Source organism: Myxococcus eversor (assembly GCF_010894455.1).
GTDB classification, from domain to species: Bacteria; Myxococcota; Myxococcia; order Myxococcales; family Myxococcaceae; genus Myxococcus; species Myxococcus eversor.
Window position 1 is genome coordinate 88,965 of record NZ_JAAIXY010000031.1, and the last position, 26,152, is coordinate 115,116.

A 26,152-nucleotide genomic window follows, 5' to 3' on the forward strand; every position below is an offset into this window, starting at 1 on the left:
CACCCGCTCCTGCTCTATGGTGCGCCGCCATGGCGAACCCCCAGTACTGGCTCATCAAGAGCGAGCCGTCGGTCTACGCGTACGCGCAGCTCGAAAAGGACCAGCAGACGGAGTGGACGGGCATCCGCAGCTTCGAGGCGCGCAACAACCTGCGGGCGATGAAGCCCGGCGACCTCTGCCTCTACTACCACTCCAATGAAGACAAGGCCGTGGTGGGGGTGGCGAAGGTCCTCACCTCGGCGACGCCCGACTCCACGGCCCCCGAGGAGGACTGGGCCTCCGTGAAGGTGGCGGCCGTCATCCCCTTCAAGCAGGCCGTGGACCTGGCCACCGTGAAGGCCACCGCCACGCTGAAGGACTTCCCGCTCGTCACCCGCAGCAGGCTCAGCGTGGCGCCCGTCACCGCCGCGCACTTCAAGCTCATCCTGAAGATGGGGAAGACGGCGCTGCCGAAGTAGCCGTGGCCGCTGGAGGCCGCAGCAGTGTCACCTGCGGCCCCGTGAAGGTGTGGCGTTGGACGAGCGCCCAGTACAGCCCCAGCAGCACCAGCGCGCCCGCGAAGGTGTAGCCGGCGAGCTGGTTGGGTGGCAGGACGAAGAGCACCATCACCACCGCGCTCCACGCCAGCGCCACGCCGTTGATCCACGGCGACGCGCGGCCCAAGTCCCAGGGCCCCCGGTGGGACCACGTCCCAGTTCGGCGGGCGCGGAAGCCCACCCAGACGGGCAAGGCATATGACGCATAGAGCGCCAGGGTGCTCAGGGCCACCATGGCCGCGTACGCCTCCGCCCACAGCGCGACGACGCCCGAGCCCGCCACGGACACCCAGACCGCCACCGCGGGGCTCCGGAAGCGCGGTGACACCCGGGCCAGCCACTTCGACGCGGGCAGTCCGTTGTCCCGAGCGAAGGCGAACAGCATGCGCGAGTTGGACGTCACCGAGGACAGGCCGCAGAACCACATGGCCCCAATGGCCACCCATACCAGCGCGCCACCGAGCGCGGGCCCCAGGGCCTGCGTCAGCACGTACAGGAACGGATTGGCCGCGGCGGCCGTCGTCGGCAGGTCCTGGATGGCCAGCGTCACCGCGCCCAGGAGCAGGTAGCCCGCCACGGCGCTGACGGCCACGGACAGGAAGATGCCCCAGGGGGCGTTGCGCGTGGGGTCTCGGGTCTCCTCTGAAATGTGCGCGCTGGCGTCGTAGCCGGTGAAGGTCCACTGCGCCTGCAACAGGCCGATGAGGAAACCATAGGCATACCAAGGCGTCTCCGAGCTGAAGCGCGTGAGCAGGAAGCCCGCGTCCTGCTTCGGAGCGAACAGCGCGAGCGCGCCGATGAGCACCGCCACGCCCGCGACGTGGTACCAGGCGGAGAAGTCATTGAGCCACGCGACGACTCGCACGCCCACGTGGTTGAGCACCGCGTGGGACAGGAGGATGGCGGCGTAGAGAGGCAGCACCGACATGCGCTCACGAGGCCAGCCGAGCATGTCCGCGAGGAACTCGGCGAGGCCGTAGTCGATGCCGGCGGTGATGGCGAACTGGCCCAGGGTGTTCAGCCACGCGGTGAAGAAGCCCACCCGGGGGCCGCCGAGCATCGCGGCCCAGTGGTAGAGCGCGCCCGCGGTGGGGAAGGACGACGCGAGCTGCGCGAGGCTCGCCGCCACCGCCAATGTCATGACAGCGACGAGCGGCCAGCCCACGCCCATGACCAGCGGGCCGCCGAAGCGCAGCCCGTGGCCGTAGAGCGTCACCGCTCCGGTGAGGATGGAGATGATGGAGAAGGAGACGGCGAAGTTGGAGAAGCCGCCCATGCCACGCAAGAGCTGCTGCGCGTATCCCAGTCGTTGAAGCTGGGCGGCATCCTCCTCCAGCTGACGCTCATGGTCCGGCGGGTTGGCCATGGCGCCCAGGATACGCGGGCCCATCCGCGACACCTTGGAGAGGTAGGTCGAATGGGCCCGCGTCTGTCCGGAACGCTACGGCTTGCGCGGCGGCGGGGGCGGCGGCGGGCTGCCGGGCCCATCGTCTCCCGGAGGACCCTTGCGAATCTCGATGCGCTTGTGAATCCGCACCGAACCCATCTCCGCCTCCAGCTTGCGCCACAGCTCGGGTCCAAGCAGCCGCTTGATGCGGACCATCAATCCCAGACGGTTGCGGCGCACCGCCGTCTCCGCGCGGCCCACCTCCTCCACCTGCTTGAGCACGGCGCTCTCGTCGGTGGAGTCAGCGCTCAGCAGTCGCTCGAGTTGGAGCTGCGCCCGCTTCAGGTCCGCCTCCAGCGGGATGATGGCCTCGTTGGCGTCGAACGTGAGTTCCTGCACCTGCTTCGCCACCTCGCGGGGCACGCCGAGCTTCTCCACCAGGTGCGGGGGGATGCCGTGAGCGGCGGCGGGGAACTGTCCGGGAGGCAGCGCGCCGCCGCCGGGCCCGTCGTGAATCACGGTGGCGCCGGGCGCCGCGCGGTGGAGGACGAAGTCATCGTCCGGCTGGGCCAGGGCGGACGTGGGCGACAGCAGCAGCGGGGCCAGCGCGGCCGTGAGCAGCGCGGTGATGCGTGTCTTCTTCATGGCAACGACTCCTGTGAATCGAATGAGAGGACCGCCGTTCGGAACGGCGGGGTTTCCAGCGCGCGGGAATCAGGGGGACGCAGCCAGGCGGCCATCGTCCCGAAAGGTTTGTAGGTGTCGTCGCGGGCCACCACGTCCCGGCGCGAGTAGCCGCGCACCTCCGTGACGAGCCACGACAGCGAGCCACGCTCTTCGCGAACGAGCCGCGCCAGGGAGTCGAGGTCGACATCATCCGCCCCCTCGGCGCGCCGCAGCCCCAGCTCGGGATGCGGCACGGTGCCGGGCTCGAACACCTCGGCGTGCTCTTCCTGAAAGTCATGAGGCTCCGGCGAAGGAGCGCCCGGGCCCGACAGCCACGTCAGCAATCCGACACAGCAGGAGGCGACGGCGCCCGCGGCGATACGGCGGCGCACCTTGCGACGGCGCACCTCGCGCAGCACGGCCTCGCGAGGCACCGGGGCCAGCGGCGGAGGCTGGGGCAGACGCAGCCCGGACGCCGAGGCATGTCCCCGGGCCAGCGCGCGACAATCCTCGCAGCCTTCCAGGTGGACCCGAATCTCCGGAGCCCACGGCGGCGAGGACTCCAGGAGGACGGTGGCCACGTCGTGGCATCTCATGGCGAGTCTCCTTCCAGGGCCTGTTCGGCCTTGAGCTTCTTGAGCGCGCGATACAGGTGGATGCGGACGGTGCCGCGCCCGATGCCCATGGCCTCCGCGATGGAATCCAACTCCAGACCCTCCAGGTAGCGCAGCGTGAAGGCCGTGGATTGCTGCGCGGGGAGCGCCCGCACCGCGTGGCCCAGGGCGCGCCATTTCTCCGCGCCGACGAACTGTTCCTCGGGGGAGAGCGCCAGCGGCGTGCCCCAATCCAGCGCCTCGCGCAGCACGTTCCACACGCGCCGCCGTCTCAGGTGGCCCATCGCGCGGGACACCAGGATGCGCCGCAGCCATGCGGGTCCCGCCTTCGCGTCCTTCAGCGAATGACGCTTCTCATAGGCATCAGCCAGGGAGGCCTGCACCAGGTCCCTCGCCTCCTCCCCGTCCCACACCAGCCTTCGCGCCAGCCGCAGCAGCACGGCCTGCTCCGCCTCCAGGAGCGCGTCGAAATCCCACGCGGCCGCGGCGCGCGCTGGATTTCCAGGCTCCTCCAGGATGACGGTACCCTTCACGGTGCAAAGGCCTCCTCGACGGCTTCCACGGAATGAGGACGCACGAGGTCGGAAACCGGCATACTCGAATTCGTGAGCTCATCAGAAATCCGCCGGATTCCGGCCACGGAGACGCGCGGGCTGCGCCGCGCCGTGCTTCGCCCCCACCAGCCGCCCGAGGCCGTCGTCTATCCAGGGGATGACGACAAGGACACCCTCCACCTGGGCCTGTATGCGGAAGGCCGCCTGCTTGGAGTGGCCTCGCTGTACCGGGAGCCGCCACCTTACGCGCTGAAGGCCATCACCGCGTGGCGCCTGCGGGGCATGGCCGTGGAGCAGGGACGACAGGGTCAGGGCCTGGGCGCGGCCCTGCTGAAGGCCTGCATGGAGCACGCCGTGACACAGAAGGGCACGCAGCTGTGGTGCAACGCGCGGTCGACGGCCTCGGGCTTCTACCGCTCGCTGGGCTTCGTCCCGCATGGGGAGCCGTTCGAGCTGCCGGGAATCGGCGCGCATCACCTCATGTCCCGGGAGCTCGCGGAGACCGCGCGATGAGCTCACCGTTGGACCTGGACGCGCTGCGGACGGCCATCGAGAACATCGACGAGGAGATCCTCGATGCGCTCCGCCGCCGCATGGACCTGGCGGATGACGTGGCCCGCTCCAAGCTGGCCACGGCCGCGCCGTTCAGGGACCAACGCCGCGAGGACCTCCTCTTGCGCCGCATCCGCACCCGCGCGGCCGAGCACGGTCTGGACCCGCATGAAGTGGAGCGCTTCTGGCGGCTGGTCATCGACATGTCCGTCGCGCGGCAGCAGGCGCTCGTCACGCGGCTGGACACGACGCCGCTGCGCGTGGGCTACCCGGGCGTCGAGGGCTCCTACAGCCACCTGGCCGCGCGCCGCCGCTACTCGGGCCGCGCCGGGGGCGTGCTGCTCACCGGGTTCGACCACTCGCGAGAGCTGGTGGAGGCGCTGCGTCGCGGGGAGATGGACCTGGCCCTGTTGCCCATTGAGAACACCACCGCCGGCAGCATGAACGAGACATATGACCTGCTCGCCGAGGGCGGCGTGGTCATCACCGCGGAGCTGGTGAGTCAGGTGGACCACCGGCTGCTGGGTCTGCCGGGCGCGAAGCTGGAGACGCTGCGCGAGGTGCTCTCGCATCCGCAGGCCCTGGCCCAGTGCGAGGCCTTCCTGCGCGAGAAGCTGCCGTGGGCGCGCGCGGTGCCGGACGCCGACACGGGCGGCGCGGCGCAGAAGGTGCGTGAGCGCAATGACTTCACCGTCGCCGCCATCGCCAGCGAGACGGCCGCGCAGCGCTTCGGCCTGGAGGTGCTCGCGCGAGAGCTGCAGCCGGAGTTCGACTACACGCGCTTCGTGGAGGTGGGCCGCGAGGCCACGCCGCTGGCCCCGGGCGTGCCGTGCAAGACGTCCCTGCTGATGGTGCTGGAGCACAAGCCCGGCACGCTGGGGGAGATGCTCCAGCGCCTCACCCTGCGCGGCGTCAACCTGAGCAAGCTGGAGTCGCGCCCCATTCCGGGCAGCCCCTGGCAGTACCGCTTCTACGTGGACGTGGAGGGCCACGCCGCCTCCGCGCCGCTGACGGCCGCGCTGGAGGACATCCGTCCGCTGACGTCCTTCCTGCGCGTGCTGGGCACGTATGGCCGCGCCGAGGGGAGCCATGGCTGAGCCGTCGTCGTCCCAGCGGCGCCGCGTCGCGTTCCAGGGAGAACACGGCGCCTACGGCGAGGAGGCGCTGCGCGCGCTCTACGGCCCGGACGTGGAAGCCGTCCCCTACCCCACCTTCCGCGCCGTCTTCGAGGCGGTGGCCGAGGGCCGCGTCGAAGCGGGCGTGCTCCCCGTGGAGAGCTCACTGGGCGGACCGGTGGTGGAGAACGTGGACCTGCTCCTGGAGCACGACCTGGAGGTCTCCAGCGAGCTGTCGCTGCGCATCCACCACTGCCTCGTGGCGCCGCCGGGCCTCGCGTTGGAGGACGTAGAGCGGGTCCTGTCGCATCCCCAGGCGCTGGCGCAGTGCGCGGGCTATCTGCGGCGGCGCGGAATCCAACCGGTGGCGGAGGCCAACACGGCCATCGCCGCGCGCAAGGTCGCCAAGGAGGCCCCGCCGCGCACGGCCGCCATCGCCAGCCGCGTCTCCGCGGAGCTGTATGGGCTGACGGTGCTGGAGGAAGGCGTGGAGGACTCGCCGGACAACCACACGCGCTTCATCACCGTGGGCACCGCGCCGCCGCGCGCGTGGAAGCGGCGCAAGACGGCGCTGGCCTTCACCGTCCAGAACGAGCCCGGCGCGCTGTACCGCGTGCTGGGGGCCTTCTCAGGACGGGGGCTGGAGGTGTCCCGCCTGGAGTCCCGCCCCCAGCGCCGCGCGTGGGAGTACGTGTGGTGCCTGGACGTGGACGGCGCGCTGGAGGACCCGCGGGTGCGCGAGGCGGTGGAAGCCGCCCAGGCGGCCTGCATCACCCTGCGAGTCCTCGGCAGCTACGGCGTGGCCTGAAGCGGCTACGCCGTCGTGGGCTGGCTGCCGTCGCCGTTCTTCACGACGGACAGGTACGCCTCGCGGACAATCTGCGTGTAGCGCTGGAGCGACGCCAGTTGCTCCAGCCGCAGCGCCTGCGGGCCGTCGCACAGCGCCGCTTCCGGGTGCGGGTGGAAGTCCACCAGCACCATGGACGCGCCCGCGATGAGGCCCTGGCCAATGGAGTGGAAGATGTCCGGCAGGCCGTCCGGCGGAGCATCCGCGCGGCCGATGGCGTGTGACGGGTCCACGCACACGGGCATGCGGGTGAGCCGGCGCACCACCGGCACGTGGGCGAAGTCCACCATGTTGCGGTGCGGGTCACCCAGGTGCGTCTTCACGCCGCGAAGGCAGAAGACAATCTTCGGGTTGCCCTCGCTCGCGATGTACTCGCACGCGTTGAGGGACTCCTCCAGGGTGATTCCCATGCCGCGCTTGAAGAGCACGGGGAAGATGCGCTGCTGGCCAATGGACTTGAGCAGCTCGAAGTTCTGCGCGTTGCGCGTGCCCACCTGGAGCATGACGCCCGTGGCGTTGCCCGAGCGCTCCAGCGCGTCGCGAATCTCGTCGATGTGCCGGGGGTGCGTCACCTCCATGGCGACCACCTTGATGCCGTGCTTGCCCGCGGACTCGAACACCCACGGAAGGCACGCGGCGCCCAGGCCCTGGAACTCGTACGGGTTGGTGCGCGGCTTGTACGCCCCCATGCGCGTGGTGCGGATGTCGCAGCGCGCGAGCGCCGCCATCATCGACTCCACGTTCTCCTTCGTGTCCACCGCGCACAGGCCGGCGAACAACTGCACGCTCTTCTCGTCGAACGTCACGCCGTTGTAGTCGAAGCCCGTCGACGCGCGCTGGCCCTTGTGCCGGCCGATGACGCGGTACTTCTGCGACACGCGCACCACCTGCCGCACGCCTGGAATCTGCTCGAAGACCTCCGTCGGAACCTGCGCCGTGGGGCCCAGCAGATAGACCTCCGTCACGGTGTACTCAGCCCCCGCCATGACGTGGGGACGGGGCGTCACGCCCTTGTACTGGGAGGCGACTTGGAGGACGGCGGACACCACGGACTCGGGGGAGTCCGGCTCGAGCATGACAATCATCTTCTGGGTTCTCCGGGCAGTGTTGTCGGACTAATCTTGAATTATAGCGCGGAACGTCCGCGCGGAGGGGTAACAGCGCAAACGCGGCGATGCGTCCGCGAAGGGGCATCCTCCTCGCGAAGGCGAGCGAGTCGCCGCGTCGGAGGGCGCGTCCCCCCGTCCCGCCGTCTGCTCAGCCCGTCACGGGCCGCAGCCGGAGGGCGAGCTGGGCGTAGTGGTCTCTCTGGGCGGTGTCGCCCAGGTGCTCCCAGACGTCGGCCAGGGCCTTGGCTGCCTCGACGTAGGCGGGGGACAGCTCCAGCGCCAGCTCGAAGGTGTGGCGAGCCTGCCGGTAACGGGCCTTGTCGGGGCGGCGGGGGCCCCGGGTGAGCAGCGCATTGCCCCGCTCGTAGACTTCGATGGCGGAGGCCTCGCGATAGCCGGGGTCCGCGTTGAGCTGGACGGCGCGCTCCATCAACTCCGCGGCGGCCTCGGGCTCGCCCAGCTCCAGCTGACAGAGGGCGGCGTCGCGATGCGGGTCCGCGGCGGAGGGGTCCACCTCGATGGCGCGCTCGAAGCAGCGCAGGGCCTCTTCGGTGCGGCCCAGGAGGGCGAGCGACGAGCCCTTGGCGGTGAGGGCCGGGAAGTGCTTCGGGTCCACGGCGAGGACCTTGTCGAAGGCGGAGATCGCGGCGTCATGTTGTCCGGTCATCGAGAGCTTGGCGCCCTCGTTGAATGCCGCGAACAGCAACTTGGACATCGTGCCCCCAGGGCAAGGGTTGCCCGGCCATGCCAACGGCCGTTCGGCCAGCCTCTCACCGGGAAGCACCCGGTGGAAAGGCGTTCTGGGGTTCTTCGAGTTCGTCCGGCTGATGGGAGCCATCCGCTCCACTCCGGACGGCCCGTCAGAGGCGCAGGCCCACCTGGACACCGGGCCAGAACAGGATGTCCCGGTCGGTCGTCTTGGAGAACTGGCTCAGCGCGGTGACGGGTTCACCGTCCGTGGTGTGCATGACGTTGAAGGTAGGGCCCGCGATGATGGCGAAGCGGGAAGCGAGCTGGAAGCCGGCCATCAACCGGGCCTGGTGCAAGAGCCGGTTGTCCTCGAACGAGCCGCCCCACTCGTGGATGCTGTTCGTCACCACGTCCACGTCGAAGAAGAAGCGCTCGGTCAGCGGCACATGCCCGCCGATGCCCACGCCCATCGTCCAGTGGCTGGGGCCGCGCGAGTTGGTCACCGAGCCCACGCCCGCGACGAGCGTGGTGTACAGGTAGCGGCTGCCGACCTTGAGCGCGAGGTTGGCGAAGTTGACGTCGCTGCCGTATGCCTCGACGTGGAACTGGCCGTTCTGCACGATGTTCAAGAGGCCCACCGGGACGCCGGACTCCAGATTCCGCGCCACGTTGATGAGGCCCAACTGCACGCCGTTCATCTTCCCGGCGATGTTGATGAGGCCCAACTGCATGCCCTCCACGTCACCGCCCATGTTGATGAGCGAGAGCTGCGCGCCGCGCGCGGAGTCGGCCCAGTTCATGCCCGCCGACATCTGCACGCCGGACATGTTGCCACGCACCATGCTGAGGCCCACCGCGGCCTGGTAGCCGTCGAAGTCGCCATCCACCCAGCTGGAGCCCACCGCCATCTGCAGGCCGGACATGGACGTGCTGGACACGTTGGCGCCCACGGCGAGCTGCCCCACCGTTCCGCCCTGTCGCGCGACGTTGACGCCCACCGCGGCCTGCACGCCGCCCACCCGTCCGCTGGCCCAGTTGCCACCCACGGCGAGCTGCATGCCGCTCACCTCGCCGCGCACCACGTTGCCGCCGATGGCCATCTGCACGCCGCGGATGGAGGCCGAGTTCCAGTTCGCGCCCAGCGCCACCGCGAAGCCATTCAGCCGCCCGAGGCTCGCCACGCCCAGCGACACGGAGAGGGCGTTGTCCACTTCGCCATTCGGGCCGAAGAGGTCGTTGGTCTGCAGCTTCGGAATGAGCCCCAGGTTCAGGAAGCGATAGGGGCGCCCCGAGCCGTCCATCGGCATCACCATCGGCTGCGAACCCGCGCCCGCGAGAGGAGCGCCGCCGCGCATCGCGGTCAGCTCGCCCATCACCGGCACGAAGGCGGCATCGGCCAGTACCGTGCGCGCGCCGTCGCCCACCATCAGCACCGCCTGGGAGGAGGCGCCGCGCGACTCGCGCATCACCGTGTAGCGGCCCGGCTGCAGGCCCAGCTCCGTGGCGCGGCCGGCCAGCTTGTTCAGCTCCACGACGAGGCGCCCGGGCTCGTCGCGAACGTAGAGGCGTCCCTCGACGCCCTCGCCCACCACCAGCACGGCGGATGTGGTGCGCAGGTCCGTCATCACCAGCTCGCCCGTGCCGGCCAGCTCGATGTCATAGGCGGGGTGCTGCGCGCCGGCGCGCGTGCGCTCGGTGCGCGCGAGCGTCTCGTGGAAGGCGAACTGGTACGCCTCGTGGAGCGTGACGCGCCCGTCGCCCGTGGAGTCGGCGGCGCCGCGCAGGCCCGACACCAGGTTGTGCGTGAAGAACGAGCCGCCGATGCGGTCGGACTCCTGCGACACCTCGTCCTCGGAGGAGGACGTGAGGATGGCGTGGCCGCGCACGGCGGAGGACGTATCGACGAGGAAGGCGGGACGGCGCACGCCGCCCTTCTGCCGCGCCAGCGTGCCGGAGGCGCAGGAGTCGAGGATGGCGATGCGCACGTCGGCGGGGAGCTGCTCCAGCGCCTGGCGCAGCTCGCGGTAGCCGAAGCGGTCCTTGTGCAGCAGCAGGCCCTCTTCGTCCGAGTGGCCCGAGTAGTAGATGAGCGCCTCGGTGCGCGAGCCGGGCGACTTCGCCGCGGCGACCATGGCCTTGAAGCGCGCCAGCGCCTGCTCCAGCGCCGCGCGGTCTCCCTCCAGCATCATCAGCCGGTCTTGCGGCAACACCCCGCCCAGCTCCTCCAGCACGTTGCCAAAGGAGCTCGCGTCGGTGACGGCGTAGCGAAGCCGCGCGCGGCCAGGGCCACCATCGTTGACGCCCACCAGCAGCGCGAAGCGGCGGACGGCGACGGGCGCGGGCGTGGCGGGAGCCGCCAGGACGAGCGAGGGAAGAAGCAGGGACAGGAACAGGAGCGACCGCGGCATCACGGCACTTTCTCCAACGTAAAGGAGGTCTGGGCCACGGTACCCGGAAGCGGGAGCGGCCGGGTGCTTGCCTCGGTGGGGTGACGAGCCAGCAGGCGCGCTGCCTCCAGCACGGTGCTCACATCCAGCGGTGAATCCGCGGTGACGAGGAAGAAGCGCTCGAAACCCGGGGCGTCGTCCAACTCATAGGAATGCGTCAAGGACACCGCGTCTCCCGACTGAAGCTTCGTGGGTCCCACCAACGTGGTGGGGTGATGCAGCGTCACAGCGCCTCGTCCGTCCACGGAGACCACCACGCCGTGGCGGCGGCCTCCAGAGATATAGCTGAGCTGGAGCAGGTCTCCACGCCGTGCGGGCGAGTGGTCCGACAGCAGCTCCGCCTCGCCTTCGTCCTGGCGGTACACCATGAGCCGCGCATCGCCCTTGATGCCCACCGTCTCCAGCAGCTCGACACGCACGGGCACCAGCGAGGGCGGCTCCACGGCCAGCTCCTGCTGGGTGGACAGGAACAGCAGCACGAGGCACGCGGCCACCGGCATGCCCATCGACAGCCCGTGCCAGCCCTGGCGCTCCGGCTGCCGCGCCAAGTGGGCTTCGATGTGCGCGGAGGTCCGCAGCCGACGGGCCACTTCCCGGGCCACCGCTTCGGGAGGGTGGCGGGCCAGCGTCTCGACCGAGTCCGTCTCCAGCCGGGCCAGCCGCGCGAGCCCGTGCGGTTCCTGCTCCAGCTTGGCGCGGGCGGCGGTGAACGCGTCCGAGGGCAGCTCGCCCAGGGCGATTCGCTCCAGCAGCCAGTCAGGGGTGCACAGGGCCATGCTCACGAAGCCTCCAGCGCGGTCGGCACGGCCACCCAGGCCAGCGACGCGTCCTCCGCTGCCTGGAACACCCGGGCGTCGTGGATCTGTCACCCACCCATCCCAAGTGGCGCAAACAAACCGGACGTCGCGGGCCCGATACGAAGCGCCAGGCCCGGGTGCGACGGTGTGCGTCCGGGGCCAGCTCAGAGCGTGAGGACCATCAGCTCCTCGTCGACGTAGGCCCCGCCGATCTTCAGGGCCCGAGGCTCCACGCCATATGTCTGGAAGCCGACGGACCGGTACAGGGTGTGGGCGGCTGCGTTGCCGGAGACGACGGCCAGCAGGAGCTGCTCGACGCCGGGGAGCTTTCGGCCCTCTGCCAGGATGGCGACGAGCAGTCGTCGGCCGACACCGCGCGAGCGCGCCTCCTCGGCCACGTACATGCCCCAGACGAAGGCCTTGTGCGCGGACTTGAGACGAGGCTCCCGCCGCACGCCCACCACGGCCACCAGCCGCGTCCCGTCGTAGGCGCCCAGAACCCGCTGCGAATCCGTCGCCTCCAGCCGCCCGCGAAACACCTCCAGCCCGAATTGAGACTCCTCCTCGAACGAGGACCCGAAGGCCTCCGGGTGCTCCGTCAGCGAGCGCAGCCGCATCGCCCGGAAGGCCTCCATCTCGTCGGGAAACACGGGGCGGATGACGATGTCGCCCTCCCCGCTCGTGCGGCCTTCTTCCTTCAGCACCGCGGCGAAGCCCACGGTGAAATCCGGGTAGCGAGGCACCCAGCCCAGCTCCTTGAGCCGCGCGTTGGAGATGGCGCGGTCTCCTCGCAGGGACTCGTGCAGCGTCTCCAGGGGCACCCGCGGGGGGACCGACATGGCCAGCCGATGCGCCAGCCACGTGACGGTCTCCTCCAGCGGAGCGGCCCGGTCATCCGCCACGCAGTACAGCGCGCCAGGCGAGCCCTGCTCCAGCGCGGCGAGGATGGCCGCGCCCAGGTCGTCCACGTGCACGCGGGAGATGCGTCCTCCCTTCTCGGGAAGGCGAAGGTTGCCGGACAGCAGCCGCGAGTGGGCACCGCGCCCGGGGCCGTAGATGCCCGCGATGCGCAGCACCATGGCGCCGAGCGGCAGGTAGCGCGACTCCGCTTCCAGCCGAGGGAGTGACGAAGGCCAGGTGACATCCACCGGCGTGTCCTCGTCCACCTCGCCGCGGGCAATGCCGTAGACGCCGGTGGAGGACAGGTAGATGAGCCGCGCGGGAGGCCGGGCCACGAGCGCGCTGGCGATGGCGCCATCCAGCCCCGCCTCGGGTGGAACGGAGACGACCACGTGCGCGCCCTGCGTCTGGAGGAGTGCGTCCTCCAGCGAGACGACGCGGGCGCCCGCGCGTGTCAGCTCCTCGCGGCGGGCGGTGTCGCGCGTGGAGGCGAGGACCTCTCGTCCCGCCTGCGCCTGCGCCACCGCGAGCCGCGTCAGCGTGTAACCAGAGCCCAGAAGGACAAGGGGCGTTGTCATGCCCCCCGCGATAGCGAAAGCCGGGGGGCGATGGCAAGCAGTGACGTCGGGCTACAGCTCCGCGCTGGAGCGCGGGTCGATGATTCCACACTCCTTGATTTTGTAGAGCAGCGCCTTGTAGCTGATGCGCAGCTTGCCGGCCGCGCGGCGCTTGTTCCACGCGGTGCGCTGGAGCATGGCGAGGATGGCCTCGCGCTCGGCCAGCATCGCCGCGCGCTTGCCGATGTCCTTCAGCGAAGGCTCCCCGGCCGGAGGCGGAGGAGGCGGAGGCTGCGGCACATCGAACGGATTGATGTAGCGCGGCGCCGGAATCACGGAGTTCAACGGCTCCATCACCGCGCCCGCATGGGCCTGGGTGTGCGCCGCCGCCGTCGTGGGAGACACGCCACGAGAGGGCATCTCCAGCACCTGCACGGACGAGGACGCGGGCGCGCGGACGTGCTCCTCCACCGCGCGGTGGTTGTAGCCGCTGTCGTCACCTGCGTACGACGTGGGCAGGGACGGCGCGCTCGCCGGAGAGCGGCCCGCCGCGTTGAGCTCGTCGAGCACCAGCGTCGGGTCCTTCAGCACGCACAGCCGGCGCACCATGTTCTCCAGCTCGCGCACGTTGCCCGGCCAGTCGTAGTCCGCGAAGGCCTGGAGCACCTCGGTGGGCAGCTCCGCGATGCCAGAGATGTACTGGCGGCCGTACTTCTTGAGGAAGTGGTCCGTCAGCGGCACCACGTCCTCGCGACGCTCGCGCAGGGGCGGCAGGCGGATGGCCACCACGTTGAGGCGGTAGTAGAGGTCCTCGCGGAAGTTGCCGAGCGCGATCTCCTTCTCGAGGTCGCGGTTGGTCGCCACCACCACGCGGCTGTCCACACGGACGCTCTTCTTGCCACCGACGCGGAAGAACTCCTCGTCCTGGAGCACCTGGAGCAGCTTGGCCTGGAGGCGGATGGCCATCTCGCCAATCTCATCCAGGAAGATGGTGCCCTGGTCCGCCAGCTCGAACTTGCCGGGCTTCTCCGCCGTGGCCCCCGTGAAGGCGCCGCGCTCGTGGCCGAACAGCTCGCTCTCCAGCAGCTCGCCGGGAAGCGCCGCGCAGTTCACCTTGATGAACGGCCGACCGCGACGCTGGCTGCGTGCGTGAATCTCCCGCGCGATGACCTCCTTGCCCGTGCCGGACTCGCCCAGGAGCAGCACCGGGACGTTCTCGTTCGCGATGCGCTCCACCAGCGCCCGTGCCCGTCGCATGGACGGAGACGAGGAGATGAGCACCCGGGCATCCCCCGCGGGGTCCGCCGCCGGACGCGGAGCCAGGGGTGGAGGCACCACCTGACGGTCCGGCACGCGCGTGCCGAGCGCACGGGCCAGGGCATCCTGCAGCTCGTCGTTGCCCAGGGGCTTCGACAGATAGTCGGTGGCGCCCATCTTCATGGCGCGCACGGCGTCATCCGCGCCCGTCAGGCCGCTGAGGACGACGACGGGGGCATTACCCCCCTGGGCCCGGTAGCGACGAAGCACCTCCAGGCCACTCATTTCCGGCATCACGACGTCGAGCAACACCGCGTCGAACGAGCCCCCCGCGAGCATCTCCAGCGCCTGCGCGCCACTCCCCGCCGAGCGCACTTGATAACCCGCGCTGCCGAGCAACTCGGACATGAAGGTGCGAACCGACTCCTCGTCATCCACCACCAGCACCGCGATCCGATCCATCCCCTCGCCTCCGCTCGCCCTCTGCATCGAACCTCCGCCCATCCTCACACCGAGAGCCGGGCCATGGACCCGGTCATCCGACGAAACTCACGCGTGCGCCGCATGTCCTGCTGCGCCGCGTTCAAAAGCTGCTGAGGCGTCCCCACCGTGTCCGGGAAGCTCACCGCCCCCAGCTCCAGCGTGGTGCGCACCACCCGACCGTCCACCTGGAAACGCGCCGACTCGAAGCGCGCGGCCACCCGCGACAGCATCACCGGCACCGCCTCCGCCGGAGTCCCCGGCAACATCAACGCGAACTGGCATTCGTCCACCCGGGCCACCGCGTCCGCTTCCCGCACCGTCTGCCCCAGCACCACCGCGCTGTACACCAGCAGACGCTCCGCCATGCCGCGCCCGTACTCCTTGCGCATCGAGCTCCAGCCACCGACCTCCGCGGAGATCACGGAGAAGGACCCGCCATACCGCTCGCACCGGCGGACCTCCAGCCCGAGCAACGAGAGCAGGAAGGGTTTGTTGTACAGGCCCGTCACCGGGTCATGCAGCGCCAGCGCCGTGTCCTCTTCCTCACCTGACGCCGCCCGCAGGACGGCCGCCTTCAGCCGCAGCTGCGCGTGCAGCTTCACCGCCAGCTCCGAGCCGCTGCCCGAGCGTGGCACCACGTCCACGCATTGCCCCTTCTCCAGACAGTGTTGGTAGGCCCCCACGTCGTGCGGGTCCACCATGTAGAGCAACGGCACGGTGCCCCGGCTGATCTGCCGCAGCCTCCTCGCCACCTGCACGGCGCCATAATCCGGCGCCTGCACCGCCAGCAGCACCGCGTCCGGACGGATGACCTCGAACAGCGGCACCGCCGCGTCGAAGCGCGTCACCGGAACCACCCGGAAGCCGGCCTCCCCGAGGAGCATCCGGTTCCGCTCCAGGTCGTCCGCCCGCGGCTCGATGAGCAGCACGGTGGGCGGCTGCGCCGCCTTCCCCACCCGCTTGCGTCTCACGCCCACCACGTCAGCCTCCCCACCAGAATTTTCTCCACCACTCCCCCGGCACGTGCCCGGAATTACAGTCCCAAGCCCTTCCCCGCTCTCTTCATCCCCCCGGAATTCCAAGGGAAGGGCACTCGGCTACCCATCTTGGGCACCGGTTTTAGCAATGGACATGCCACCTTGGACCTCACGCAACCGGGCCTCCAGTTCGGCCTCCGTGACGTGGTGTTTGAAAGCGGGCACGTCGTTGATGACGATCACGGGGATGTCGTAGCGCCAGCGCTCGAAGAGTGCCGGGTCCTCCAGGATGGAGATGAGCCTCAGCTCGAAGGGGATGCGAGCGCGGACGGCGTCCACGACGTCGGCGGCCTTGTCGCAGAGGGAGCATTTGGGTTTCGAGTAGATCTCGACTCTCATGGCGGGCAGGATGGACGGTCGATGCGCGGTCTGACTGGTGACTTTCCGACGATGCCCCTCAAGGACCTCGTCGTCTACCTCGGGAACCGTCGAGCCACCGGCTCGCTGAAGGTGGAGCGTGGGGAGGTCCGCAAGCAATGGGTCCTCCGCGATGGCCAGGTGATTTGCGCCAGCTCCAATCAGCCGCGGGAGTACTTCGGTCAATTCCTCATCACCATGGGGCATGTGACGGAGGCCCAGCTCGAGAAGGCGTTCGGCACGCAGGCCCAGACGCGAGTCTTCCTGGGCAAGGTGCTGGTGACGATGGGGGTGGTGCAGGAGGCGACGGCGCGTTCGACGCTGAGCCACAAGTTCCGGGAGATGATGTTGGATGCCTTCCATTGGCGGGAAGGCGAGTTCACCTTCGAGGCATCGGACACGGCGCCGGAGATCGCCGGCCTCGACGTCGAGGTGGACCTGATGGACATCCACCGCGAGGGCGAGTTCCGGGAGACGGCGTGGGAGGCCATCCGCGCGGTGTTCCCTTCCGGCGGGGTGCGGCTGTCCGTGGATGAACGCAAGCTGCCCGAGCGCAAGCCCGGCAGCATGGACGAGCGAATCGTCCAGCTCATCCAGGACGGGCTGAGCATCGATGGGTTGGCCCGGGCGCTTCACGCCACGGACTTCTTCCTCTACCAGCGCCTGTACGCGCTCTACCGACTGGACGCGGTGAAGGTGTCGGACGAGGCGCCGGTGCCCGTGACGTCCGCGGTGATTGAGGAGGAGAAGCCGGAGGACGCGGGCGTCATCGGCTCGGAGTCGTCGTCGGACGAGGTGCTCCAGGCGGCGCAGCTCTTCATCGATGCGGGCAACGTGCGCGACGGCGAGGCCCTGGCGCGACAGGCGCACGAGATGTCTCCGTCGCCCCGCTCGGCGGCGCTGTTGAAGACCGCGCAGGAGAAGCTGCTGAAGGAGCTGCGGCGGGAGCTGATGGATGCCTCGAAGGTGCCAGCGCTCCAGGTGGCGCCGTCGCACCTGAAGACGCTCCAGCTCACCGCGCCCGAGCGCTACCTGCTCTCACGCGTCGACGGGCGCCGCGACATCGCCGCCATCGTCAACGTGTCGCCGTTGCAGGAGCTGGACGCGCTGAAGTTCTTCCACGGCTTCGTGGACATGGGACTGGTGAAGCTCACCGCGAGGTAGCGGCGCGTCGAGGGGTCGTCCCTGGTGGTGCGGTGGGCCAGCACCGACTGGCTCCTGGCGCCGGTGAAGCGCTTCGCACTTCGGTCCTCGCGTCAGCTCAGTGCTTGCCCGCAGCCGAGGCCGGCGCGGTCAGCTCCACGGGCGCGGGCACGCGCTCCAGTCCGAGCCGAAGCGCCTCGCGGCCCAGCCACGTGCCACGGATGCGCCACTTCGGGTCGTTGACGATGAGCGCGGCCACCGCGACGCGAGGGTTGTCCCGGGGCGCGAAGCCCACGAACCACGAGTAGTCCCGAAAGGGATTGCGGTCCGCGAGCGTGCCCGTCTTGCCCACCGCGTTGTCCACGCGGAAGTTGCGCTCCCGGAAGATGCCGCGCGCGGTGCCGTGCGTGACGGTCGCCTCCAGCATGTCCGTCAATGCCTTGGCCGCTTCGGACGTCAGCACGCGCTCGCCCTCGGGAGGCAAGAGCGAACCCTGCTCCGGCTCCACCAGCACGGGGTCCACCCACCGCCCGTCATTGGCGGCCACCGCGGCCACCAGCGCGCCGTGGAGCGGCGACATATAGACATCTCCGAAGCCCGCACCGGTGTTGGCCAGCGCGAAGCCATCCTCCGGCACGGCGGCGAGCGACACGTCCGTGGGCACCACGAAATCAATCTCGCGGTTGAAGTGGAAGCGCGCGGCCATGCGACGCAGCACATCCGCGGTGAGGTGCTTCTGCGTCAGCTTGGCGAAGATGACGTTCGCGCTCTTGCCCATCGCGAGCGCCAGCGAATAGCAGGCACCATCGCGCTCACTGTCCTCCAGGTGCTTCTCGGTGAGCCGCCGCTTGCCGCCGTGGAAGCACTCCTCCATCGTCGGGGTGACACCGGCCTCCAGCAGCGCGCTGCCGGTGACGATCTTGAAGATGCTCGCGGCGGGGAACACCGCGCGATAGGGCAGTCCGCGCAGCTCCGGCTGCGCCTGCGAGTGCTCCGCGAGCGCCAGCACCCGCCCCGTCGAGGGCTCCAGCACCACGGCGGCGCCATACGGCACCTCGTAGTCCCGCAGGATCTTCGTCAACGAGGCCTGGAGCACCGGGTCCACGGTGAGCGCACGCGTGTGGCCGTCCTTCTCCTTCACCACCAACCGCTCGCCCTGCAGCTTCGCCCGGGCCAGCAGGTCCGCCGCGCGAGGCATCGTCTGGAGCTTCGCCATGGGAGGAGCCGTCAGTCGCGAGGGCACCGGCGCGGGAGGCACCAGCCCCGGCACCGTCACCAGCGTCACCAACCCCGCATCCGTCCCGCCCTGCACCGCCGCGGCCGCCACCGCGTCGGCCTCCGGGCTCGTCCCCCCATCCGCCCCACCCATGGAAGCTGGGGATGCCAGGGTGCCTCCACCACCGGCATGAGCCCCCGGCGCATGGCCCGCATCCCCGACCCCGTCGGCGACCCCTTCGGCTCCGGAGGCGACCACGAGGGAGTCCTTCGCCGGGAGCGCCGACTCGGGAGCGACAGCGCCGGAATCACTCGCGGCCGGTACCTCGGGAGTGGCACCACCTGGCACCGGTTCTTGGGCCCCCAACAGCAGGGCGAGGGGAAGCAGCGCTGCGGCGGACAGGAGGCGGCGGCGAATCGTCATGTGCGGCGCGAGGGGGGCTGAGGGGGCAAGGGCTGCACGCGAATCCTACCGACTGGAGGCTCGCTGTCCATGGACGCTTCCCCGTCCGCCTGGTTGCCGCTCCTGTCAGAAACTTGGCGACGGAGTGTGCAAGTCCGATAGGGTCACCCACACTTTGGACGGACTGAAAGAAACCCTGGTCATCTTCGGCGCCGAGTTCCGCCGGGCCGTGCGCAGTGGTCGCGCGGTGGTGCTGCTCGGGCTCTACAGCATGTTCTCCGCGCTGGTGCTGCTGGTGATTGGCAAGCTGACCAGCGACCTGCGCGCGACGATGAACGAGCGACTGGCCGGTGCCGGCGCCGACGCGGAGTCGACCGCGAGGATGATGGAGGAGACGCGGAAGGGCGTGCTGGGCTTCCTCACCAGCAACGACACCTCGATGATGGAGGCGCTCGCGCAGGTCCCCATCGAGGTGCTCCTCGTCTTCAAGGTCACCCTCTTCTTCCTGCCCGCCTACGTCGCGCTGATGGGGTTCGATCAAATCAGCGGCGAGGTCGCCCCCCGCTCCATGCGCTACCTGACGGTGCGGGCGCGGCGCTCCTCGGTGTTGCTGGGCAAGTTCCTGACGCAGGCGGCGCTCTTGGTGGGGCTGGTGCTCGTCATCGACCTGGCCATCTTCGTCTACGCGCGCATCGCCAACCCGGACTTCGGCTTCGCGGCGATGAGCCTCAACCTGCTCAAGTTCTGGCTGGCCGCCATCGTCTTCTCGCTGGCGTACGTGGCCCTCACGACGCTGTGCTCCAGCGTCTTCCGCACGCCCGGGGTGAGCCTGGTCTTCAACTTCATCCTCCTGTTCGTCTTCTGGCTGATGGACACCGTGGGCCGGGCCTCGGGAGAGACGGGCGCGCTGCGCTTCCTGCGCTACCTGTCTCCCTCCAACTACGCGGGGGATCTGCTGCACCCGAACATCACCGAGTTCGGCGTCAGCGGCGCGGCCTACGCGGCCTTCGCGACCCTCTTTCTCCTCGGTGCCTACGGCGCCCTGCGCGCGAGGGACCTGTGAGCGACCTGGCGATTGAACTGTTCGGCATCACCAAGCGCTTCGGCCCCAAGGTCGCCGTCAACGGCGTCAGCTTCTCGGTGCCACGCGGCGCGGTGTATGGCCTCATCGGCCCCAACGGCGCCGGCAAGACCACCACCTTCTCCATGATGTGTGGCTATCTCTATCCCTCCGAGGGCACGCTCACGGTCATGGACGTGGACCCCTCCACGCCTGGCGCCCTCAAGGGCCGGGTGGGCGCGCTGCCGCAGGACGCGGTGCTGCCCCCGGGCTGGGAGGTGGGCGCGCTCCTGACGTACTGGGCGAAGCTGTCGGGCCTCGCCACTCCCGAGAACGAGGCCCGCGAAGCGCTGGACCAGGTCGGTCTGCTGGACGCCTGGAAGGTCCAGACGCAGGCGCTCAGCCACGGCATGGCCAAGCGCACGGCCATGGCGCAGGCGCTGATGGGTCGCCCTCCCCTCGTGCTGCTGGACGAGCCCACCGCGGGCCTGGACCCGCGCATCGCCGCGCAGGTGCGTCAGGTCATCAAGGACATGAAGGGCAGACAGACGGTGGTGGTCTCCAGCCACAACCTCCAGGAATTGGAAGAGCTGTGCGACGCGGCGGCCATCCTCGACAAGGGCACGCTGGCGCAGGCGGGCTCCATGTCCGAGCTCACGGGCCAGGGCGCGGAGTTCCGCGTGCAGATCGCCAGCGGCACGGTCATCCCCCCGGAGCTGACCACCCTGCCCGACGTCACCGACGCGCGCATGGAAGGCGAGAGCATCCTCGTGGTGCGCTTCGGCGGTCAGGCGAAGCCGGAGCAGGTCATCAGCCGCGTGGTGGCGCACCTGCTCCAGAGCGGCGTGCTCATCCTCGGCGTGAGTCGGGGCCGTCGTCTCGAGGACCGCGTCCTCCAGTTGCTCTAGCGCGGGCCTCTCAGCCCGCCTTGCGCACCCAGCCCACGTAGCTCGTCCCCCGGCGCTCCAGGCGGACGAGTTCATGGCCGGTGGCCTCACACCATGCGGGCAGATCCGCCTCCAATCCCCGGTCCGTGGAGATGAGCTCCACCAGGGCCCCCGCGGGCAGGCGTCGCATCACCTTGGCGATCTCCAGGATGGGCATGGGGCAATACGCCCCAGAGGTGTCCACTCGCACTGCGTTCTCCATCGGGTTTGTTCTCTCCTGCACCACGCAGATCCGAGCATGCGGAATTTTTCCGAGAACCGCCCAGTTTCCGGGCCGCTGAGGGGACTGTTTGACGAGCGGAGCGTGCCTCCACTCGGCTTGCGTGTCTGGAAATCCCTCTGTTAAGTACCCCGGCCCTCTCAATCTTTCTCGTACATCCACGCTCGGGGCCGGAGTCGGACCTATGGCGAAGGAGCAGAACCCACCCATGAAGCCCAATATCATCGTGGCCCTGCTGGTCGGCCTGGTGCTTGGTTTCGTTGGCGGCCGTGTGTACAGCGGCCCGTCCTCGAAGACTGATGCCAAGCCCGCCGCGCAAGCTGCTGGTCAGGCCAACCCCGCCGCGCGCCGCCCGGTGGACCCCACCGTGTTCAAGGTTCCCATCGAAGGCTCCCCCACCCGGGGTAGCGCCGATGCCCTTGTCACGATTGTGGAGTTCTCGGATTACGAGTGCCCCTTCTGCAGCCGCGCCAACGTGACGGTGGAGAAGCTGGAAGAGGACTACGGCAAGAAGCTGCGCGTGGTGATGCGCCAGAACCCGCTGTCCTTCCACCCCCGCGCCAAGCCGGCGGCCCTCGCCGCCCTCGCGGCCGGTGAGCAGGGCAAGTATTGGGAGATGCACGGCAAGCTCTTCGCCAACCAGAAGAAGCTCGATGACGCCTCCCTGCAGCAGTTCGCGCAGGAGATTGGTCTGGATCTGGACAAATGGAAGGCCGACCTGACCAGCCCCAAGCTGGCGGACGCCATCCAGCAGGACCAGGCCCTGGCCAGCCAGCTCGGCGCCAGCGGCACCCCGGCCTTCTTCATCAACGGCCGCTTCCTCTCCGGCGCGCAGCCCATCGACAACTTCAAGGCCCTCATCGACGAGGAGATGGGCAAGGCGGAGGCCCTGGTGAAGGGTGGCGTCCCCGCCAGCCAGGTCTACGCGAAGATCATCGAGAAGGGCGCCGAGCGCGCCGCGCCCAAGGCCGCCCCGCAGCAGCAGGCCCCGTCCGTGAAGAAGATCGACGTGCCGGCCGATGCGGCCGCCTTCGGCCCCGCCACCGCCAAGGTGACCATCGTCGAGTGGTCCGACTTCGAGTGCCCCTTCTGCAGCCGCGCCGGCCCCACGCTGGCGCAGATCAAGAAGGACTACCCGAAGGACGTGCGCGTGGTGTTCCGTCACCAGCCGCTGCCCTTCCACGCCAACGCGAAGCTGGCCGCCGAGGCCTCCGAGGCCGCGCACGAGCAGGGCCGCTTCTGGGAGTTCCACGACAAGCTCTTCGCCAACCAGAAGGCGTTGGACCGGGCCTCCCTGGAGAAGTACGCGCAGGAGCTGGGTCTGAACACCGCCAAGTTCAAGGCCGCGCTGGACAGCGGCAAGTTCAAGGCGAAGGTCGAGGCGGACAGCGCCGCCGGCAGCGCCGTGGGCGCCAGTGGCACCCCGACTTTCTTCGTCAACGGCCGTGAGCTGGTGGGCGCGCAGCCCTTCGACTCCTTCAAGCGCCTCATCGACGAGGAGATCGCCAAGGCCGACAAGCTGCTGGCCTCCGGCACCAAGGCCGAGGAGCTGTACGCGAAGCTGAACGCGCAGAACGTCGCCGAGGCCCCGGCCGCGCCTCCCCCGGGCGCCGCTCCCTCCGAGCCGCCCGTGCAGAAGGTGGACGTGGGCAACGCCCCGGTGAAGGGCCCGAAGAACGCGCCCGTCACCATCGTCGCCTTCTCCGACTTCGAGTGCCCCTTCTGCAGCCGCGTCGTCCCGACGCTCAAGCAGATTGAGGACCAGTACGGCGGCAAGGTGAAGGTCGCCTTCAAGAACCAGCCGCTGCCCATGCACGCCAACGCCAAGGCCGCCGCGGCCGCCGCGCTGGCCGCTCACGAGCAGGGCAAGTTCTGGGAGATGCACGACAAGCTCTTCGCCAACCAGCGCGCGTTGGATCGCGCGTCCCTGGACAAGTACGCGCAGGAGCTGAACCTGAACGTCGCCAAGTTCAAGGCCGCCCTGGACGAGAACAAGTTCGCGGCGCAGATCGACGCGGACGCCGCCGAGGGCTCCCGCCTGGGCGCCAGCGGCACCCCGACGTTCTTCATCAACGGCCGGACGCTCGTGGGCGCCCAGCCGCTGGACGCCTTCAAGCGCGTCATCGATGAGGAGCTGAAGAAGGCCGGCGCCGTCGCTGCGGACGGGAAGTAATCCGCTCCACGCCGGCTGCTGTTTCCGAAGCCCTGAAGCACCAGAGGCCGTCGGACCGACAAGGTCCGGCGGCCTCTTGCTTTGCACGGCGGTGAAGGGACGCTTCAGGAGACGGCGATGGCGTCGATCTCCACCTTGGAGCCGCGAGGCAGCGCGGACACCTGCACGGTGGCTCGGGCCGGGGGCGCGCCGGTGAAGTAGCGGCCGTACACCTCATTCACCTTGGCGAAGTCACCCAGGTCCGTGAGGAAGATGGTGCAGCGCACCACGTGGCTGAAGTCCAGCCCGCCCGCGGCGAGCACGGCCTGCAGGTTGAGCATCACCCGCTCCGCCTGGGCGACGACGTCTCCCGTCACCATCTCCATGGTGGCGGGGTCCAGGGGAATCTGCCCGGACAGGAAGGTCAGCTTCCCGGCGTCCACCTGCACCGCCTGCGAGTACGGGCCAATGGCCTTGGGAGCCTGGTCCGAGTGAAGAGTCTTCCGAGCCATGAAGGCACCTCGAGGGTTCGGGTGGCCCCGACAGAAGGGCCACCGGATTTCCCGGGCGCTCTAGCACGAAAGGCGGCGGATTAGATTCGCTCCACGGAGTAGACGCCGCTCAAGCGCTCGATGGTGCGCATCAGGTCCGTGAGCTGCTTCAAGTCCGAGATGATGACCTCGAAGGTGTTCACCGCCCGGTCATCCCCCGTGGCCCGACAGTTGGCCTGGGAGATGTTGACGCCCTTCTTCGAGAAGATGTTGGAGATGTCGGCCAACAGGCCCGTGCGGTCCGCCGTCAGCACGCGCAGGGTGACGGGGCGCTTGAAGTCCCCCTTCACATCCCAGCTCACGTCCACGCGCCGCTCGGGGTCCGTCGCGAGCGCCTTTTCGCAGCCCACCGTGTGCACCGTCACGCCCCGTCCCCGGGTGATGAAGCCGGCGATGGGGTCGCCAGGGACGGGGTTGCAACACCGTCCGAAGCGCACGAGCACGTCGTCCACGCCGCCAATCTGCACGCCGCTGCGGTTGCTGCGGCCCACCAGGCGCTTGGCCAGGTCCGTCACGCGGGACAGGCCGGGGAGCATGGACGAGCCACCCGCGGGCGCGCCGTTGCCGGAAGCATCACCTCGGGGCGCGGACTCCGCCTCGTGGCGCTTCTCCTCGGGGACCAGGCGATGCACCAGTTGCTGCGGCGTCACCTTGCCGTAGCCGATGGCCACCAGCAGGTCGTCCTCGATGCGGAAGCCCAGCTCCTCGGCGACCTTCTTCACCTCGCCGGACTTGAGCAGCTTGTTGAAGTTGAGCTGGAAGCGCTTGAACTCGCGGTCCGTCAGCTCGCGGCCCAGTTGCAGGCTCTTCTCGCGCTGCTGCTGCTTGATGAAGCCACGGATGCGCTGCTGCGCGCGGCTCGTCTTGACGAAGGTGAGCCAGTCCTTGGACGGGTGCTGCTGCGGGCTGGTGAGCACCTCCACCGTGTCGCCGTTCTTCAGCTTGTAGCGCAGGGGAACAATCTTCCCGTTCACCTTCGCGCCCACGCACCGGTTGCCCACGTCCGAGTGGATGGCGTACGCGAAGTCCACCGGCGTCGCGCCGCGCGGCAGCGAGCGCACGTCGCCCTTGGGCGTGAAGACGAAGACCTCGTCGGTGAAGAGGTCCACCTTCACCGTCTCGAGGAACTCCTTGGGGTCCTTCAGGTCCTGCTGCCACTCCATGAGCTGGCGCAGCCAGGCGAACTTCTCGTCATCCTTGGAGATGACGGCCTTGCCCTCCTTGTACTTCCAGTGGGCGGCGATGCCTTCCTCGGCGATCTTGTGCATCTCCGCCGTGCGGATCTGCACCTCCACGCGCTCGCTCAGCGGGCCAATCACCGTGGTGTGCAGCGACTGGTACATGTTGGGCTTCGGAATCGCGATGAAGTCCTTGAAGCGACCCGGCACCGGCTTCCACATCTCGTGCACCAGGCCCAGCGCCTCGTAACAGGCGGGCGCGGCGGGGGAGATGATGCGGAAGGCGATGATGTCGTGAATCTGGTCGAAGTCGATGCCCTGCGACTTGATCTTCTTGTAGATGCTGTAGACGTGCTTGAAGCGGCCGGAGACCTCGCCCTTCAGGCCGCGCTCGGCGAGCTTGGAGCGGATGAGGTCGCAGGTGTCCTCGATGTACTTCTCCCGCTCCTTCTTGCGCTTGTTGAGCTTCTCCTGGAGGCCGAAGAACTCCTGCGGCTTCACGTAGCGGAAGCTCAGGTCCTCCAGCTCCGTCTTTATCCAGGAGATGCCGAGCCGGTTCGCCAGGGGCGCGTAGATGTCCAGCGTCTCCTGGGCGATGCGCGCCTGCTTCTCCTCGTTCATGTGGTCCAGCGTCCGCATGTTGTGCGTGCGGTCCGCCAGCTTCACGAGGATGACGCGGATGTCCTGCGCCATCGCGATGATCATCTTCCGGAAGTTCTCCGCCTGCTTCTCCTCCTGGGAGAGCGTGGCGGACGCGGAGAACTTGGACAGCTTGGTGACGCCGTCCACCAGCTGGGCCACCTCCGCGCCGAACAGCTCCGTGAGCTCCTCCGCGGTGGCGAGCGTGTCCTCGATGGTATCGTGGAGCAGACCGGTGACGATGGAGGCCTCGTCGAGCTTGAGGTCCGCGAGGATGCCGGCCACCTCCAGCGGGTGGACGAGATAGGGCTCGCCTGACTTCCTCAGTTGGCCTTGATGCACCTTGGCCGAGTAGACGTAGGCCTTCTTGATGATGTCCAGGTCGGGGTCCGGGTGGTACGAGGAAACCCGTTGGAGGATGTCGTTCAGGCGGATCATCGAAGCAGGGGGAATCGTAACTTCGTGCCGGAGGGGGGGCAACGTTGCCCCACGGAACCTGTCGTATTTCTCTTCCAGGCTTGTCCCACCCATCGCGTTCGCTTTCGTTGACCCGACGTTTTACGCGCCCGTAGATTCGCCTCCGCCCATGTCACAGCTCTTGTTGTCGTCTCTCTCCGTGGTTTGCCCGACCTGTGACGGGTTCAATCCGCCGCGCTCGGCCTCCTGCGTGCTCTGCGGCCAGGCCCTGGGGGACGCACCCGCCGCCCGGCCTCCCGCCGCGAAGCCCGCCGCCACCGCC

At 69.2% G+C, this 26,152-nt stretch carries 24 protein-coding genes; 8 read left to right on the forward strand and 16 right to left on the reverse strand.

Annotation, left to right across the window (positions count from 1 at the left end):
* The first annotated feature begins 29 nt into the window (after window positions 1–29).
* Window positions 30–458, forward strand: a complete 429-nt coding sequence (locus G4D83_RS42080; RefSeq protein ID WP_163870590.1) for an EVE domain-containing protein — start codon at window positions 30–32, stop codon at window positions 456–458.
* Here the strand turns inward: G4D83_RS42080 and G4D83_RS42085 are convergent.
* The 4 genes from G4D83_RS42085 to G4D83_RS42100 are packed head-to-tail and all read right to left on the reverse strand — an operon-like array spanning window position 421 to window position 3,736.
* Entirely contained in the window at window positions 421–1,926 is a 1,506-nt protein-coding gene (locus G4D83_RS42085; RefSeq protein WP_240357120.1) for an amino acid permease, read from the reverse strand. The two genes, G4D83_RS42080 and G4D83_RS42085, sit on opposite strands and share 38 nt — an antisense overlap.
* Before the next feature lie 51 nt (window positions 1,927–1,977).
* Window positions 1,978–2,568, reverse strand: a complete 591-nt coding sequence (locus tag G4D83_RS42090; RefSeq protein WP_163870591.1) for a periplasmic heavy metal sensor — start codon at window positions 2,566–2,568, stop codon at window positions 1,978–1,980.
* Window positions 2,565–3,185 (reverse strand): hypothetical protein, encoded by a 621-nt coding sequence (locus tag G4D83_RS42095; RefSeq protein WP_163870592.1) that lies wholly within the window; start codon window positions 3,183–3,185, stop codon window positions 2,565–2,567. The genes G4D83_RS42090 and G4D83_RS42095 overlap by 4 nt, the downstream gene beginning before the upstream one ends.
* Window positions 3,182–3,736 carry an RNA polymerase sigma factor gene (locus G4D83_RS42100; RefSeq protein WP_163870593.1) on the reverse strand — a complete coding sequence of 185 codons (555 nt, stop codon included), beginning with the start codon at window positions 3,734–3,736 and terminating at the stop codon, window positions 3,182–3,184. Before G4D83_RS42100 ends, G4D83_RS42095 begins: the two co-directional genes overlap by 4 nt.
* Window positions 3,737–3,808: 72 nt before the next feature.
* Here G4D83_RS42100 and G4D83_RS42105 point away from each other — a divergent pair, with 72 nt between their 5' ends.
* From G4D83_RS42105 to pheA, 3 genes are read left to right on the forward strand one after another with little or no spacing between them, the layout of a single operon-like run.
* Window positions 3,809–4,270, forward strand: coding sequence for a GNAT family N-acetyltransferase (locus G4D83_RS42105; RefSeq protein ID WP_163870594.1), 462 nt, complete (start codon window positions 3,809–3,811; stop codon window positions 4,268–4,270).
* Entirely contained in the window at window positions 4,267–5,406 is a 1,140-nt protein-coding gene (locus G4D83_RS42110) for a bifunctional chorismate mutase/prephenate dehydratase (protein WP_163870595.1), read from the forward strand. Before G4D83_RS42105 ends, G4D83_RS42110 begins: the two co-directional genes overlap by 4 nt.
* Complete coding sequence (pheA, locus tag G4D83_RS42115; RefSeq protein WP_163870596.1) at window positions 5,399–6,232, forward strand: prephenate dehydratase; 834 nt, start codon at window positions 5,399–5,401, stop codon at window positions 6,230–6,232. Before G4D83_RS42110 ends, pheA begins: the two co-directional genes overlap by 8 nt.
* Before the next feature lie 5 nt (window positions 6,233–6,237).
* Here pheA and G4D83_RS42120 read toward each other — a convergent pair whose 3' ends face one another.
* From G4D83_RS42120 to G4D83_RS42155, 8 genes are all read right to left on the reverse strand, one after another.
* Window positions 6,238–7,356 (reverse strand): 3-deoxy-7-phosphoheptulonate synthase, encoded by a 1,119-nt coding sequence (locus tag G4D83_RS42120; RefSeq protein ID WP_163870597.1) that lies wholly within the window; start codon window positions 7,354–7,356, stop codon window positions 6,238–6,240.
* A 172-nt stretch (window positions 7,357–7,528) separates the two neighbouring features.
* Complete coding sequence (locus G4D83_RS42125; RefSeq protein ID WP_163870598.1) at window positions 7,529–8,095, reverse strand: tetratricopeptide repeat protein; 567 nt, start codon at window positions 8,093–8,095, stop codon at window positions 7,529–7,531.
* 145 nt (window positions 8,096–8,240) lie between these two features.
* The gene (locus G4D83_RS42130) at window positions 8,241–10,478 is read right to left on the reverse strand and encodes a caspase family protein (protein WP_163870599.1); all 2,238 of its coding nucleotides are present in this window, start codon (window positions 10,476–10,478) and stop codon (window positions 8,241–8,243) included.
* A complete protein-coding gene (locus tag G4D83_RS42135) occupies window positions 10,478–11,293 on the reverse strand; it encodes an ActD protein (RefSeq protein ID WP_163870617.1) in 816 nt (271 codons plus the stop codon). The genes G4D83_RS42130 and G4D83_RS42135 overlap by 1 nt, the downstream gene beginning before the upstream one ends.
* Window positions 11,294–11,478: 185 nt before the next feature.
* A complete protein-coding gene (locus G4D83_RS42140) occupies window positions 11,479–12,792 on the reverse strand; it encodes a GNAT family N-acetyltransferase (protein ID WP_163870600.1) in 1,314 nt (437 codons plus the stop codon).
* Between the two features lie 51 nt (window positions 12,793–12,843).
* Complete coding sequence (locus G4D83_RS42145) at window positions 12,844–14,490, reverse strand: sigma-54-dependent transcriptional regulator (RefSeq protein WP_163870601.1); 1,647 nt, start codon at window positions 14,488–14,490, stop codon at window positions 12,844–12,846.
* 44 nt (window positions 14,491–14,534) lie between these two features.
* Complete coding sequence (locus tag G4D83_RS42150) at window positions 14,535–15,488, reverse strand: GGDEF domain-containing protein (protein ID WP_240357122.1); 954 nt, start codon at window positions 15,486–15,488, stop codon at window positions 14,535–14,537.
* A gap of 120 nt (window positions 15,489–15,608) precedes the next feature.
* Window positions 15,609–15,887, reverse strand: coding sequence for a glutaredoxin family protein (locus tag G4D83_RS42155; protein WP_163870602.1), 279 nt, complete (start codon window positions 15,885–15,887; stop codon window positions 15,609–15,611).
* Between the two features lie 21 nt (window positions 15,888–15,908).
* Here G4D83_RS42155 and G4D83_RS42160 point away from each other — a divergent pair, with 21 nt between their 5' ends.
* The gene (locus tag G4D83_RS42160) at window positions 15,909–17,069 is read left to right on the forward strand and encodes a DUF4388 domain-containing protein (RefSeq protein WP_163870603.1); all 1,161 of its coding nucleotides are present in this window, start codon (window positions 15,909–15,911) and stop codon (window positions 17,067–17,069) included.
* Between the two features lie 97 nt (window positions 17,070–17,166).
* Here G4D83_RS42160 and G4D83_RS42165 read toward each other — a convergent pair whose 3' ends face one another.
* Window positions 17,167–18,687, reverse strand: a complete 1,521-nt coding sequence (locus tag G4D83_RS42165) for a penicillin-binding transpeptidase domain-containing protein (protein WP_176435763.1) — start codon at window positions 18,685–18,687, stop codon at window positions 17,167–17,169.
* A 154-nt stretch (window positions 18,688–18,841) separates the two neighbouring features.
* On the opposite strand from G4D83_RS42165, the gene G4D83_RS42170 reads away from it, so the two are divergent.
* Both G4D83_RS42170 and G4D83_RS42175 read left to right on the forward strand, forming a co-directional pair.
* Window positions 18,842–19,729, forward strand: a complete 888-nt coding sequence (locus tag G4D83_RS42170) for an ABC transporter permease (protein ID WP_240357121.1) — start codon at window positions 18,842–18,844, stop codon at window positions 19,727–19,729.
* Window positions 19,726–20,634, forward strand: a complete 909-nt coding sequence (locus G4D83_RS42175; RefSeq protein ID WP_163870605.1) for an ABC transporter ATP-binding protein — start codon at window positions 19,726–19,728, stop codon at window positions 20,632–20,634. The genes G4D83_RS42170 and G4D83_RS42175 overlap by 4 nt, the downstream gene beginning before the upstream one ends.
* Window positions 20,635–20,644: 10 nt before the next feature.
* Here G4D83_RS42175 and G4D83_RS42180 read toward each other — a convergent pair whose 3' ends face one another.
* A complete protein-coding gene (locus tag G4D83_RS42180; protein ID WP_163870606.1) occupies window positions 20,645–20,875 on the reverse strand; it encodes a sulfurtransferase TusA family protein in 231 nt (76 codons plus the stop codon).
* A gap of 226 nt (window positions 20,876–21,101) precedes the next feature.
* Between G4D83_RS42180 and G4D83_RS42185 the strand changes: the two genes are divergently transcribed.
* Window positions 21,102–23,066, forward strand: coding sequence for a DsbA family protein (locus G4D83_RS42185; protein ID WP_163870607.1), 1,965 nt, complete (start codon window positions 21,102–21,104; stop codon window positions 23,064–23,066).
* Window positions 23,067–23,170: 104 nt separating this feature from the next.
* On the opposite strand, the gene G4D83_RS42190 is transcribed toward G4D83_RS42185, so the two are convergent.
* Window positions 23,171–23,557 (reverse strand): RidA family protein, encoded by a 387-nt coding sequence (locus G4D83_RS42190; protein WP_163870608.1) that lies wholly within the window; start codon window positions 23,555–23,557, stop codon window positions 23,171–23,173.
* Between the two features lie 80 nt (window positions 23,558–23,637).
* A complete protein-coding gene (locus G4D83_RS42195; RefSeq protein ID WP_163870609.1) occupies window positions 23,638–25,851 on the reverse strand; it encodes a RelA/SpoT family protein in 2,214 nt (737 codons plus the stop codon).
* Window positions 25,852–26,152: the final 301 nt, after the last annotated feature.